The sequence below is a fragment of the Pseudomonas sp. RL_5y_Pfl2_69 genome, assembly GCF_963970465.1.
In the GTDB taxonomy this organism is placed as follows: domain Bacteria; phylum Pseudomonadota; class Gammaproteobacteria; order Pseudomonadales; family Pseudomonadaceae; genus Aquipseudomonas.
The window spans coordinates 1-12660 of sequence record NZ_CAXAOU010000014.1 but is presented as its reverse complement, the minus strand read 5'-3'; the positions used below and the strand labels follow the sequence as shown (position 1 = coordinate 12660).

General features: G+C 59.7%; 8 protein-coding genes and 1 pseudogene. 6 read left to right on the top strand and 3 right to left on the bottom strand.

Going from position 1 to position 12660, the window contains the following annotated elements; genetic code table 11:
• Window positions 1–12: 12 nt before the first annotated feature.
• From dgcA to AACY07_RS20635, 5 genes are all read left to right on the top strand, one after another.
• The gene (gene dgcA, locus AACY07_RS20655) at window positions 13–2073 is read left to right on the top strand and encodes a dimethylglycine demethylation protein DgcA (protein ID WP_339477196.1); all 2061 of its coding nucleotides are present in this window, start codon (window positions 13–15) and stop codon (window positions 2071–2073) included.
• Between the two features lie 134 nt (window positions 2074–2207).
• Window positions 2208–4151: a dimethylglycine demethylation protein DgcB gene (gene dgcB / locus AACY07_RS20650; RefSeq protein ID WP_339477194.1), complete on the top strand. Its 1944-nt coding sequence runs from the start codon at window positions 2208–2210 to the stop codon at window positions 4149–4151.
• Window positions 4148–5389: an electron transfer flavoprotein subunit alpha gene (etfA, locus tag AACY07_RS20645; RefSeq protein ID WP_339477193.1), complete on the top strand. Its 1242-nt coding sequence runs from the start codon at window positions 4148–4150 to the stop codon at window positions 5387–5389. The genes dgcB and etfA overlap by 4 nt, the downstream gene beginning before the upstream one ends.
• 57 nt (window positions 5390–5446) lie before the next feature.
• The gene (gene etfB, locus AACY07_RS20640) at window positions 5447–6217 is read left to right on the top strand and encodes an electron transfer flavoprotein subunit beta (protein ID WP_339477192.1); all 771 of its coding nucleotides are present in this window, start codon (window positions 5447–5449) and stop codon (window positions 6215–6217) included.
• Window positions 6218–6744: 527 nt separating this feature from the next.
• Window positions 6745–7320 carry a GNAT family N-acetyltransferase gene (locus AACY07_RS20635; RefSeq protein WP_339477191.1) on the top strand — a complete coding sequence of 192 codons (576 nt, stop codon included), beginning with the start codon at window positions 6745–6747 and terminating at the stop codon, window positions 7318–7320.
• A 26-nt stretch (window positions 7321–7346) separates the two neighbouring features.
• Here AACY07_RS20635 and gbcA read toward each other — a convergent pair whose 3' ends face one another.
• Window positions 7347–8639, bottom strand: coding sequence for a glycine-betaine demethylase subunit GbcA (gbcA, locus tag AACY07_RS20630; protein WP_133075240.1), 1293 nt, complete (start codon window positions 8637–8639; stop codon window positions 7347–7349).
• 282 nt (window positions 8640–8921) lie between these two features.
• Between gbcA and gbcB the strand changes: the two genes are divergently transcribed.
• Entirely contained in the window at window positions 8922–10022 is a 1101-nt protein-coding gene (gbcB, locus tag AACY07_RS20625; RefSeq protein ID WP_133075241.1) for a glycine-betaine demethylase subunit GbcB, read from the top strand.
• Between the two features lie 72 nt (window positions 10023–10094).
• Here gbcB and AACY07_RS20620 read toward each other — a convergent pair whose 3' ends face one another.
• Together AACY07_RS20620 and AACY07_RS20615 are read right to left on the bottom strand one after the other, a co-directional pair.
• Entirely contained in the window at window positions 10095–11024 is a 930-nt protein-coding gene (locus AACY07_RS20620; protein WP_339477189.1) for a hypothetical protein, read from the bottom strand.
• Window positions 11021–12660, bottom strand: a pseudogene (locus tag AACY07_RS20615) (toxin VasX); the annotation flags it as partial. The gene AACY07_RS20620 and the pseudogene AACY07_RS20615, both read right to left, overlap by 4 nt.

Genomic DNA, 12660 nt, shown 5'->3' with positions numbered 1-12660 from the left:
GAGGATCGGGATATGGCGTTCGAAGCAATGTTTGAGCCGATTCAAATCGGCAAACTGACCATCCGCAACCGTGTGCTCAGCACCGCACACGCCGAGGTCTATGCCACCGATGGCGGCATGACCACCGAGCGTTACGTGCAGTACTACGAGGAAAAAGCCAAGGGAGGTATCGGCCTGGCGATTTGCGGCGGTTCATCGGTGGTGGCCATCGACAGCCCGCAAGAGTGGTGGAGTTCAGTCAACCTGAGCACCGACCGCATTATCCCGCACTTCCAGAACCTGGCCGACGCCATGCACAAGCATGGCGCCAAGATCATGATCCAGATAACCCACATGGGCCGTCGGTCCCGTTGGGACGGTTTCAATTGGCCGACCCTGATGTCGCCTTCCGGCGTGCGTGAACCGGTTCACCGCGCTACCTGCAAGACCATCGAGCCTGAAGAAATCTGGCGCGTGATCGGCAACTACGCCAGCGCCGCCGGCCGGGCCAAAAAGGGCGGGCTGGACGGTGTTGAACTGTCGGCCGTGCACCAGCACATGATCGATCAGTTCTGGAGCCCGCGAGTCAACAAACGCACCGATGAGTGGGGCGGCAGCTTCGAAAATCGCATGCGCTTTGGCCTCGAAGTGCTCAAGGCGGTGCGTGCTGAAGTCGGCCCTGATTTCTGCGTGGGCATCCGCCTGTGCGGCGACGAATTCCACCCCGATGGCTTGAGCCATGAGGACATGAAGCAAATCGCCAAGTACTACGACGACACCGGCATGCTCGACTTCATCGGTGTGGTCGGTTCGGGTTGCGACACCCACAACACCCTGGCCAACGTCATCCCGAACATGAGTTATCCACCGGAGCCGTTTCTGCATTTGGCTGCGGGTATCAAGGAAGTGGTCAAGGCCCCGGTGTTGCATGCACAGAACATCAAGGACCCGAATCAGGCGACGCGGATTCTGGAGGGGGGATACGTGGATATGGTGGGCATGACCCGCGCCCATATCGCCGACCCGCACCTGATTGCCAAGATCAAAATGGGCCAGGTGGACCAGATCAAACAGTGTGTGGGCGCCAACTACTGCATTGACCGTCAGTATCAAGGCCTGGACGTGCTGTGCATTCAAAATGCGGCCACGTCCCGTGAATACATGGGTGTGCCGCACATCATCGAAAAAACCACCGGGGTTAAACGCAAGGTGGTGATCGTCGGCGCAGGCCCTGCCGGTATGGAAGCAGCGCGGGTGGCGGCTGAACGCGGGCATGACGTGACCCTGTTCGAGAAAAAGGAGGCTATCGGCGGGCAAATCACCACGGCGTCCAGAGCCCCGCAGCGTGACCAGATGGCAGGCATCACGCGCTGGTTCCAACTGGAACTGGCGCGCCTGAAGGTTGACCTGCGCCTGGGGACGGCCGCGGACGCGGCGACGATCATGGACCTGCGCCCGGACATCGTGGTGCTGGCTGTAGGCGGGCATCCGTTTGTGGAACAGAACGAACACTGGGGCGCTGCCGAAGGGCTGGTGGTGAGCAGTTGGGACGTGCTCGACGGCAAGGTCGAGCCGGGCAAGAACGTGCTGGTGTACGACACCATTTGCGAGTTCACCGGTATGTCTGTGGCCGACTACATGGCGGACAAAGGGGCCCAGGTCGAAATCGTCACCGATGACACCAAGCCTGGCGTGGCGGTTGGTGGCACGTCATTCCCGACCTACTACCGCAGCCTGTACCCCAAGGAAGTGATCATGACCGGGGACATGATGCTCGAGAAGGTCTACCGCGAGGGCGACAAACTGATTGCCGTGCTCGAGAACGAATACACCGGGGCCAAGGAAGAGCGCGTGGTGGATCAAGTGGTGATTGAAAACGGCGTGCGTCCGGACGAAGAGCTGTATTACGGGCTCAAGCCGGACTCGCGCAACAAGGGCCAGATCGACGTCGAAGCCTTGTTCGCGATCAAGCCGCAGCCATGCCTGAGCGAAGCGGGGGACGGCTACTTGCTGTTCCGCATCGGTGACTGCGTGGCCCAGCGCAACGTGCATGCAGCGATCTATGACGCGCTGCGGTTGTGCAAGGATTTCTGATCCGATACCGAACCAAGGTGGGAGCGGGCTTGCTCGCGAAAACAATCACGCGGTGTGTGAGATGCACCGTGTTGCCTGAATCGCGAGCAAGCCCGATCCCACACTAGACCTGTGTGGTCTTTGGGAGCTTCACCATGCTGACAATCGTTCTCCCCATTCTGTTGTTCGCGGCACTGGTCCTCGCCGTGATCGGCGCCATCCGTCGAATGAACATGTGGCGCCGTGGCCGTCCGGCCAAGGTCGATTTGCTGGGTGGCCTGCTGGCCATGCCCAAGCGCTATATGGTCGACCTTCACCACGTCGTTGCCCGCGACAAATACATGGCCAACACCCACGTCGCCACCGCGGGCGGCTTTGTGCTGGCGGCGGTGCTGGCGATTCTGGTGCACGGCCTGGGGCTGCATAACCGCATCCTGGGCTATGCCTTGCTGTTCGCCACGGCGCTGATGTTTATCGGCGCCCTTTTTGTGTTCAAGCGCCGTCTCAACCCACCGTCGCGCCTGTCCAAAGGCCCCTGGATGCGCTTGCCCAAAAGCCTGCTGGCGTTTGCCGCAAGCTTTTTCATGCTCACCCTGCCGGTGGCCGGCTTGCTGCCTGAAAACTTTGGCGGCTGGCTGCTGGCGGCGGTGTTGAGCGTTGGTGTGCTGTGGGGCGTGACGGAGCTGTTCTTCGGCATGACCTGGGGCGGCCCGATGAAACACGCCTTTGCCGGCGCTTTGCACCTGGCCTGGCACCGGCGTGCCGAACGCTTTGGCGGCGGTCGATCCACCGGTTTGAAACCCCTGGACCTGAATGACCGCGCCGCGCCGTTGGGGGTGGAAAAACCCGAGGACTTCACCTGGAACCAGTTGCTCGGTTTCGACGCCTGTGTGCAGTGCGGCAAGTGCGAAGCTGCGTGCCCGGCGTTTGCCGCCGGGCAGCCGCTCAACCCCAAGAAGCTGATTCAAGACATGGTGGTGGGGCTGGCAGGTGGCACCGATGCAAACTTCGCCGGCAGCCCGTACCCTGGCAAACCGATAGGTGAGCACGGCGGCAATCCCCATCAGCCCATCGTCAACGGTCTGGTCGACGCGGACACGCTCTGGTCTTGCACCACTTGCCGGGCCTGTGTCGAAGAGTGCCCGATGATGATCGAGCACGTGGATGCCATCGTCGACATGCGCCGATTCCTGACCCTGGAAAAAGGGGCGACGCCTAACAACGGTGCCCAGGTGCTGGATAACCTGATTGCCACCGACAACCCCGGCGGTTTTGCACCGGGCGGGCGGATGAACTGGGCGGCGGATTTGAACCTCGACCTGATGCGCGACAAACCCTCGGCGGACGTGCTGTTCTGGGTCGGCGACGGTGCGTTCGACATGCGCAACCAGCGAACCCTGCGCGCCTTCGTCAAAGTGCTCAAGGCCGCGCAGGTCAACTTTGCCGTGCTGGGGCTGGAAGAACGGGACAGCGGAGATGTGGCTCGGCGTCTGGGGGATGAGGCCACGTTCCAGGCCTTGGCCAAGCGCAATATCCAGACCCTTGCGCAGTACCGCTTCACGCGCATCGTCACCTGCGACCCCCACAGCTTTCATGTGCTTAAAAACGAATATGGCGCCCTTGGCGGTGACTATCTTGTGCAGCATCACAGCACATACATGGCCGAGTTGATCGACGCAGGGTTGCTCAACCTGGCTGCGGATACAGGGGGCAGCGTGACCTATCACGACCCGTGTTACCTGGGCCGCTACAACGGCGAATACGAGGCGCCACGCGCGGTGTTGCGAGCGCTGGGCATTGAAGTCAAAGAAATGCAGCGCTCGGGGTTTCGCTCCCGTTGCTGCGGAGGCGGTGGCGGTGCTCCGATCACCGACATCCCCGGCAAGCAGCGTATTCCCGACATGCGCATGGATGACATCCGCGAGACCCTCGCCGAGCGCGTGGCAGTGGGTTGTCCGCAATGCACCGTCATGCTCGAAGGCGTGGTTGAGCCCCGTCCGCTGATCAAAGACATTGCCGAACTGGTAGCCGATGCCCTGATTGAAGGCGCCGTGCCTGCCCAACCGGCCAGGCGCGCAGCCCCGGAGGTGATCGCATGAGTGACATTATTCGCCGCGATCCGCGCGCCGAGTGGATCGCCCGCAACCGCCTGCACCCGTTGCACGCCGCCATGCAACCCCACCAGCAAAGCTGGATGGGGCCTAACGGCGTACTTCGCAAAAACGTGCACGGGGTGGGTTTCATCGGCCCCAACGGCATCAAGCGCATCGACCGCAGCGGCGCGCAGCAGGGAGGTACAAGCAAGCGTGCGGCCAGTGCCCAGGTGCAACTGGTGCTGCATCAAGTGTCAGCACCGGCGTTTTATATTGGCGTGGTACCGGACATGGTCGGCGGGCGCCTGAGCAGTCATGACCGCGACCTGTTGGGCCTGGCCCGGCAGTTGGCGGGTAGCGACGGCGCGGTGTTGGCGGTGGTGTTTGGCGAATCAAAAGAAACCGCTTTTGCCACGGCGGGCGTGGATCGGCTGCTGCTGCTCGACAGTGAAGGTTATGCACCGGAGCAACAGGTACTGGGGTTGCGGGCTGTGGATAACCAGTTTGCACCCAGGCATTGGTTGTTGCCTGACAGCCGCAGCGGCGGGGCGGAGTTGGGTCGGCGCTTTGCCGCAAGCCTGGGCGAACGCCCGGCCACGCGGGTGTGGCAGGTCAAGGACGGGGCTTGTGTGGGACGCGCTGGCGCGGGCCTGCAAGACGTAGCGCAGCCATTGCCGCGTTTGATCCTGGCCGCCGCCGAGTGCGCCGAACCGGTCAGCGAAACCCGTCACGAAGCCTTGGAGGTGCAGTTATCCACAGCGATTGCGAGCTGCCTGCCACGGATTGAAGATTTGGGCGCGGTGGCGGTCGATCCGGCTGCGATACCCATGGCTGAAGCCGAATTTATCCTCAGTGGCGGTAACGGGATTAAAGACTGGGGACTTTTCCACAAGGCTGCCGTTGCCCTAGGGGCCACTGAAGGGGCTTCCCGTGTGGCGGTGGATGATGGCTTTATGGCCAGGGAGCGTCAGGTCGGTGCCAGTGGGGTTTGGGTCACGGCACGGGTCTACGTGGCGGTCGGTATCAGCGGTGCAATTCAGCATCTGCAAGGGATTGGCGCCTGCGACAAAGTGGTGGCGATCAACCTGGACCCCGGTTGCGACATGATCAAGCGCGCTGACCTGTCGGTGATTGGCGATGGAACGGCTGTGCTCGAGGCATTGATTGTGGCTGTGGATAACTGGCGCAACGCATCTTCTGGGGGGGCGGGCTTGCTCGCGAATCAGGCGACCCGGTCTGCCTGATACACCGAGGCGATCCTGCGCAGGCAGCCCGCTCCCACATTGTCTGGAGATTTATTAATGAGCATCGCCACCGTTGCACTGGTTTCAATCGGCGCCCACCCGGCTTCAGGCCGCGCCCGCCGCGCCGAGCAGGACGCCCGCGCTGTCGAACTGGGCCTGGAGCTGGCTGGGGATAACTTGCATGTGCTGCACGCTGGCAATCCCCACGAGTCCGCCTTGCGCGCCTATCTGGGCATGGGACTGGACGAGTTGCATGTGCTGGAGCAACCGGATGGCGCCGATGTGGTCCCGGTATTGCGCGATTACATCCGTGAAGCGGGCGTACAGCTGGTGCTGACCGGCAGCCAGGCTGAAACCGGCGAAGGTTCTGGCATGTTGCCGTACCTGTTGGCCGAGCAATTGGGCTGGCCGCTGGTGGTGGGTGTGGCACAGATCGAATCTATCCACAGCGGTGTGGCGCAGGTGCTGCAAGCCCTGCCTCGGGGGCAGCGTCGTCGGTTGCAAGTACGGCTGCCATTTGTGATCACTGTGGATAACGCCGCCCCCAAGGCCCGACAAAGCGCTTATGGCCCCGCCACCCGGGGGCTGGTCAACGCTGAAGTGGTTGAAGTCACGGTGGATGAGTTATCCACAACGGGTGTGCTGCAACCTGCCAAGCCGCGGCCCAAGCGCTTGAAAGTGATCAAGGCCAAAAGTGGCGCAGATCGCATGAAAGCAGCCACAGCCAAGGCCGTTGGTGGCTCCGGGCAAGTACTCAAGGGTGTGAGTGCCGAAGAGGGTGCCCAGGCTATTTTGAAGCTGCTGGTTGAAGAAGGCGTGGTGCGCTGATACTTGCCCACAAAGTCTGTTAGCGCTTATGTGGATAAGTTGTTTGCTGTCGTCTAAGACCCATACAAACCGTGGCTTACAGGCTTCTGATCAAAAAACACCCAATTCATTGCTTTATCCACCGCCTGGCTGTTAAACCCTTGAATAATCGGTGCCTTAAGGGGTTTTCCACAGTGAAACGAGGCGGTGCATAAGTTGCGCACAATCTCTGTTGGTGGATATGTGGATAAGGTGTTCGCGGCTGGCTACAGGCCACGTGTTTCGTGGCTTACAGTGCCCTGTACAAAAAACGATCAATTGATCATTCGGGCATAACTTGTCCACTTCCCCACAATTGCTGTGGGTGTGCCTGTGGACAAGATGTTGGTGAAGGGCTGTAGGCCTTTGAATGCATGGCCTGCAGACTGTTGGTCAAAAATTGATCATTGAGTGGCAATATCTGGTTATACAGGTGGCCCGCCGTGGCCTTGTAGCCCTGGATGAGGCCGGGCTAAAAAGGGCGCCCAACGTCCTGTGGAGTACAGAAAATGAGTGTTTTATTTCGTCCGGCCGAGCGCGCCGATGCGCGGGAGATTGCTCGCCTGTTTCAAATTTCGTCCGAAGGATGTGCCGACTATATCTGGAGCCTGATCGCACAACCGGGGCAGGCGCTGCTGGACGTGGGTGAAATGCGTTACGCACGCGAAGGCGTTGTTTTTTCCTATGAAAACTGCCTGATTGCCGAGGCCGAGGGCCAGGTGATTGGCATGATGCACAGCTTTGTGATGCATCACGACCCTGATGCCGTGGCTGAGACCGATCCGGTGTTGGCGCCTTACGCGGACATGGAAATCCCGGACACGCTGTACATCTCTAGCCTGGCCCTGCACGAGGGTTGGCGAAGCCTTGGGCTGGGAGCCCGATTCCTGCAGCACGCCAGGGAGCGCTGCGCCGAACTGGGCCTGACGGGCTTGAGCCTGATCGACTATGCGGCGAACACGGGTGCCCGCCGGTTTTATGAGCGCCATGGTTTCGAGATCGTCAAAACCTGTCAGGTCACGCCCCACCCGCTGATTCGCGTGACGGGTGAGGCGTATTTGATGCTCTGGCCGTTGTCCAGCTAGCCACCTCTGCTTCCACAAGCGGGTGTCTATTGGGCAACTATGCCCTTGAGGTACGGCGCTGGCGCCGCCCCCAGGTTGTTCAGCAGCCGCTCGCTGTACCAGTCGATAAAGTTCACCACGCCAAACTCGTAGGTCTTGGAGTAAGGCCCAGGCTGGTAGGCGATTGAGTTGATGCCGCGCTGGTTCTCTTCGGCCAGCCGGCGGTCCTGGTCGTTGGTGGCGTCCCAGACTTTGCGCATGCGTTCCACGTCGTAATCCACGCCCTCAACCGCATCCTTGTGGACCAGCCATTTGGTGGTGACTATGGTTTCTTGCGCGCTGATCGGCCACACGGTAAACACAATGATGTGATCGCCCATGCAGTGGTTCCACGAGTGCGGCAGGTGCAGGATGCGCATCGAGCCCAGGTCCGGGTTTTTGATCCGCCCCATGAGTTTTGCACAGCCTTGCTTGCCATCCAGGGTCATGGACACGGTGCCCTTGAGCAGCGGCATGCGCACAATACGGTTACGCAGGCCGAAACTGGCGTGTGCATAAGGGATCTTTTCTGCGTCCCAGGCAGCGGCCGACGCGGCTACGTGATCCTTGAATGCCTGATCGGCCCGTGGATCGGTGACGTCGTCCCACTCCAGCAGGGTCTTGAGCAGTTCGGGGTGGGACGCGTTGCAGTGATAGCACTCGCGGTTGTTTTCCAGCACCAGCTTCCAGTTGGCTTTTTCCACCAGGGTGGTCTGAATCGCCACCTTGGTGTTTTCCATGTCGTAGGGTTCCATGTAGTGGTTCAGCGTGGCCAGGAACTCGTCGATGGCAGGCGGGTTCTCGGCCAGGCTGATAAAGATGTAGCCGCCCGCGGTTTTGACGTTTACCGGCTTGAGGCCGTATTGCTTCATGTCGAAATCTGCGCCCATCTCGGTGCCGGCAAACAGCAGGCGCCCGTCCAGTTCGTAGGTCCACTGGTGGTAATGGCACACCAGCTTGGCAACCTTGCCCTTTTCGCTGGTGCACAACCGTGAGCCGCGATGGCGGCACACGTTATGAAAGGCATGCACCTGGCCTTCGGCGCCGCGAATCACGATGATCGGGTTCTTGCCTATTTGCAGGGTCAGAAAGTTGCCCTTGGCCGGGATCTCGCAGGTCATGCCTGCAATCAGCCACTCTTTCTGGAAGATCTCCTGCATGTCGATGTCGAACAGGCGCTCGTCGTTGTAAAACGGCTGCGGCAGCGAAAACGTGCGTTCGCGGTTCTGCAACATCTCGGCGGTGGCCTTGCGTGCGGGTTCCAGTGGATCGCCCAGGCTCAGGTTTGCGGTGACGTCCATCGTTGTAATCCTCATGGCCATCGTATGTGGCCTAAAAGTGGCTGATCAGGGGTGCGACGCAAGGCAAAGCATTTACGGTAGTGAGTGGCGCTGAGTGTGCGTTCGAAGTGTTGCGATGCCTTATCTGCGGGCGACATGGCCAAATCTGTTCCCGACGCGCGAGCCCCTGTTTTCAGGGGCTGGTCGCCATAAGCATGTGAATGTCGCGAATAGATAAATGGCCGCCTCGGGGCATGCGCAGAATCGCCAGCAAGAGGCCGGTTGTCGGCCGTGGAGAAACGCATGTCCAACAGCTTTCTGAACCCTGTAACCACCCAGACCTGGGCTAACGGCCGACACATCGTGCGATGCGTCAAAGTCATTCAGGAAACCTGGGACGTGCGCACCTTCTGTTTTATGGCCGACCAGCCGATTCTGTTCTTTTTCAAGCCGGGGCAGTTCGTCACCCTGGAGCTGGAAATCGATGGCGACCCGGTGATGCGCTCGTACACCATCTCCAGCTCGCCTTCGGTGCCCTACAGCTTTTCGGTGACGATCAAGCGTGTCCCGGGCGGGCGGGTGTCCAACTGGCTGCACGACAACCTGCAGGAAGGCCAGGAACTGGCCGTACACGGGCCGGTCGGGCTGTTCAACGCCATTGATGCACCGAGCCCCAAGGTGCTGTACCTGAGCGGCGGCGTCGGGATTACCCCGGTCATGTCGATGGCGCGGTGGTTTTACGACACCAACGCCAATGTCGACATGGTGTTTATCCACAGCGCCCGTTCGCCCAAAGACATCATTTATCACCGTGAGCTGGAGCACATGGCTTCGCGCATCGACAACTTCAGCCTGCACCTGATCTGTGAAAAGCACGGGTTGGGTGAGCCGTGGGCCGGGTATCGCGGCTATCTGAACCATAAAATGCTTGAGCTGATGGCGCCCGATTTCATGGAGCGCGAGGTGTTCTGCTGCGGGCCTACGCCTTACATGAATGCGGTCAAGCGCCTGCTGGAGAACAACGGCTTTGACATGAGCCGGTATCACGAGGAGTCCTTTGGTGCGACGCCGCCCGAAGCCCGGGCCGATGCGGTGGAGCAAGCCGAGCAGGCGGCCGAGGCGCCGGAGCTGGACCTGGCGGATTTGAATCAGGTGGAATTTACCGCGTCGGGCAAGAGCATCCGCGTGGGCCCGGCTGAAACCGTGCATGCTGCGGCGGCCAAGCTGGGGCTGCTGATTCCCAAGGCATGCGGCATGGGGATTTGCGGCACCTGCAAGGTGCTTAAGCTGGGCGGCGAAGTCGAGATGGACCACAACGGCGGCATCACCGACGAAGACGTTGCCGAAGGCTATATTCTGTCGTGCTGCAGCGTGCCCAAGGGCGATGTGCGGATCGAGTTTTAAGGTGCATTCAAGGCAGCAGGGCGACGATTGCTGTGCAAGCGGTTAGCGCCCCGATGGTGTGGTTTAGCTGGTTCATGCTGTTTCTTGCACCGCCAGCGCGGCGAGTTCGGCTTCGCGCTTGGCGATGGCGTGTTCAAGCTCGGGGGAGCGTTTGGCCCATTGTTCAGGTGGGAGGGGTTTTGACCATTCGATGATGTCGGGGTAAGGGAGGTCTGGGGGCGGGTTCAGTTTCCAGCGTTCAAGCACGTCAATCAGTAGTGTGTTGAAGATGAAGATCCCGAAAAAGCCTTCCCACAAGATTGTGACTGGCCAGCCTCTCAACTTCGCACCCTTTATGAGATCGTCCAAATAGGTCGCCCATATGCCTTTGGATCTATCGAAGCGTGCTGTTTGATCTTCAACAGCATCAGGCCCAATTTCCATATAACTGCGCATGCACTCCCACAGCGCCATCGCCGTGGTGCCGCCGCCGCAATTGAAGGCGAAGTAAAAGTGTTTATTGCCTTCCTTGGCCAAGGGGTCCGGGTTTTCGAAACCCACGATCAATAAACCCATCGTGTTTTTACCCGCCTGGCTTGTCGATGAGTGTTGAGTGGCGGCGGCGGTGACACTTTCCCACGGCACAATCCAATAGTCGCCGTCTTCCATCGGTACGCAGACTTCTCGGCGTTGACGATTGAAGCGTACGGGAAGGGGGACTTCGCGGAAGAGGCCTTGGATAAAGAAAAATATGGGGATGATCATAATCAATACACCTAAAATCAGGATGTCGAGATCATTCAAAGCATACGAGAGTCCAAGAAATAATATGACCATCGGCCACATAGTCATTACAGCAGACCCGATGCTGTAATTCCCGATATCAATAAACACATCGTTCTTGCGCCAAATGGTGTTGAGCACATCTGAAGGTTTTCTGCCTGTCGGAATAGGCAATGGTGCCAAGTAGTCATCACGCGAAAAAATCCGTTTTCTAGTGGTTCCAGCCGGTGGGGTGCTCATGGCTTGTCCTTGGGTTGCAGGTAAATGGCGCCGGGATGGCCTTTACCGAGGGCGTAGGTTGGCACTCGATCCAGCTCGGGAGTTGGGTCGTTACGCAGGCTTATCACCCCGTCGTTGTTGGTGAGGGTAAAAGCAACGCCCCGTTCGCCACCGACAAAGTTGTGAGCGCCCAGCGTGGCAATCAAGGGTGTGCGATAGCGCAAACGAAGCGAAACCGTGGCTGGCGACGTGCTTAATACGTTCGACAGAGTTTTAAACGGGCCACTCAGGCGCAAGCCTTGGCCTTCCTGGAACGGTATCCACTGGCACACGCTGCTGGACAGCCAATGAGGTGCCATGTCACGCCAGGGACGAGGGGGTTTGTAGTTATTGTGAGGGCTGTTTTTGATCAGGTAACGGTAGGCTTGGGAGTCCACGGGGTCGCCCATCATGTTCAGTTCAAGGTAGGCGGTACCCGGTTCTGCTCCCGGCAAGTCGATGGTCAGGGCATTGATGGAGCTGACGAAGGACAGCCCAGATGGTCCATTGGAACCGCCTGTCTCTGAGCTGCTTTGCATGCTGACGCGGGGTGTATACAGGATGCCGTATAGCGCATGGAGCTCGTTTTGCTGAGCTTTGGCGGAAATCGGGTCTAAGTTTCTGGCCCGTCCTTTGGACCAACAGCAGGAGTTTAAGAAGCTTTGTACCGGCGTTTGCTGAAAGAACCAGGAGATCAGGTACAACACGCCCAGCGCAGCAATAATCCAGTTTAACGGTCCCATGTACAGTGTGTAACGCATGATGGCGACTTCTACTTCGATCAAGCCTGCCAAGGCCCGCATGGTCTGGCCGACGCCGAGTAATGCCTGTGCCCCATAAGCGATGACTTGCCCTCCTACCACCGTTCGGCGCATCTCCAGCCATGGATCGATATGAGTTTGCGAACTTTCCAGCTGTATTTGCAGGGATTTGAATTCCTGTAGCGCTGCGATGGCCGACAACCCACCAATCACCCCCCCAAACAGTGTAAGTGTTGGGGCTGCTGACAAACGAATCATGAACCGATCCCTACCCAACCCCTTCCTAACCTGACTATCAACCACCGCCACTAACGCCGCCGAGGCATACAGCGAAGCCGATACCGTGTCGTTGACCCGCTGATCATCCATCCCTTCCAGCGCTGCGGCCTGGCTCAGGTAGTTGTTCGCATTGAGCGTGTTGAGCAGCAACGCCGCCAATGGCACCACGCCGCCGCTGTTGCTGATCAGCGGGGAGTTGGTCACGCGTTCCATGCGCCCGGCACCTATGGCTTGTCCCGTGGCCTTGACCCAGTGGTTGAGGCCCTCGGCTTTTTCTCCCAGCAGGGTCCACATCTGCCTGCCCGCGTGGGTCACAGCCTGCAAGCGCGCATCGCTGCCCAGGCGTGCGGCGACGAAGATACCCACCCAGGCGCTGCTCAAGGTGGTGTCGCCCTTGAGGACCAGCAGCGCCGCCGCCAACCGGTTGACCAGTACGCTCCAGCGCCCATGAGCGTCGCGGGCCATGGCGGCGATGTCGTTGGCAATCACGGCGCTCAGGGGGGCAAACAGCTGACGGGTTGCCTCGCGGTTTTCAGAACCCAAAGCCGCCAGTATTTCCCCCAGGCGACCGGTGCCGA

Coding starts and splice junctions, on each gene's coding strand:
- dgcB (WP_339477194.1), top strand. CDS start 2,208: ATGCTGACAATCGTTCTCCCCATTCTGTTGTTCGCGGCACTGGTCCTC.
- etfA (WP_339477193.1), top strand. CDS start 4,148: ATGAGTGACATTATTCGCCGCGATCCGCGCGCCGAGTGGATCGCCCGC.
- etfB (WP_339477192.1), top strand. CDS start 5,447: ATGAGCATCGCCACCGTTGCACTGGTTTCAATCGGCGCCCACCCGGCT.
- gbcB (WP_133075241.1), top strand. CDS start 8,922: ATGTCCAACAGCTTTCTGAACCCTGTAACCACCCAGACCTGGGCTAAC.
- dgcA (WP_339477196.1), top strand. CDS start 13: ATGGCGTTCGAAGCAATGTTTGAGCCGATTCAAATCGGCAAACTGACC.
- AACY07_RS20620 (WP_339477189.1), bottom strand. CDS start 11,024: ATGAGCACCCCACCGGCTGGAACCACTAGAAAACGGATTTTTTCGCGT.
- gbcA (WP_133075240.1), bottom strand. CDS start 8,639: ATGGACGTCACCGCAAACCTGAGCCTGGGCGATCCACTGGAACCCGCA.
- AACY07_RS20635 (WP_339477191.1), top strand. CDS start 6,745: ATGAGTGTTTTATTTCGTCCGGCCGAGCGCGCCGATGCGCGGGAGATT.